At 37.8% G+C, this 728-nt stretch carries 2 pseudogenes; one reads left to right on the plus strand and one right to left on the minus strand.

What is annotated here, in order from left to right:
• Nucleotides 1-152 (minus strand): annotated as a pseudogene (locus AC5FEC_RS10385) (IS481 family transposase); the annotation flags it as partial.
• A gap of 97 nt (nucleotides 153-249) precedes the next feature.
• On the opposite strand from AC5FEC_RS10385, the pseudogene AC5FEC_RS10390 reads away from it, so the two are divergent.
• Nucleotides 250-663 (plus strand): annotated as a pseudogene (locus tag AC5FEC_RS10390) (transposase); the annotation flags it as partial.
• Nucleotides 664-728: the final 65 nt, after the last annotated feature.

The raw sequence follows: 728 nt of genomic DNA on the forward strand, positions 1-728 counted from the left end.
CGTTTATTCCAACGCATAAGAGAGGCTTTTGAGACTTTGTATCTCCGACAGATAAAGGCGACAGAGGTACCGTTACGATAGGTTTTGACAGCGTGATAGCGGGTATCCAAAGTATGTGGCAGGTAGCAGATGTTTTGTGGTATACTATTCATGAGAAGATTCCTTTTTTTTGATGGTTGTGTCAGAACTAATCATATCAAGGTTTCTTCTTTTTTGGTACTCAGGTCTCACATCTATTGTAACGCTACACGCTTTTATCGTCCGACTTTTCGCATGCACTTGACAAATCAAGAGATTCTTGAAAAGATTCTCTCTTACTCTCAAGAACTACGAGAACATTATGAACTCTACCAACTCTTACTTTTTCATTTTCCAGAGAAACAAGCTGAGCATTTCTTTGGACTCATTGAAGATACAATTTCTTGTATAAATCCTATCTTTCAGACTGTTTTTAAGACTTTTTTGAAAGATAAGGAAAAGATTATCAACGCTCTTGAACTCACCTACTCAAATGCAAAACTAGAAGAGGCCACTAACAACCTCATCAAAGTTATCAAGCGCAACGCTTTCGGATTTCAAAACTTTGACAACTTCAAAAAACGCATTCTCATCGCTTTGAATATCAAAAAGGAGAGAACCAATTCGGTTCTCTCCAGAGTATGACTTTTCGTTAACCCACTACAGTTGACAAACATACTAAGATTAGTAGTGAAGAAATCTCCGACGGG

The organism is Streptococcus sp. STC1396, from assembly GCF_058933875.1.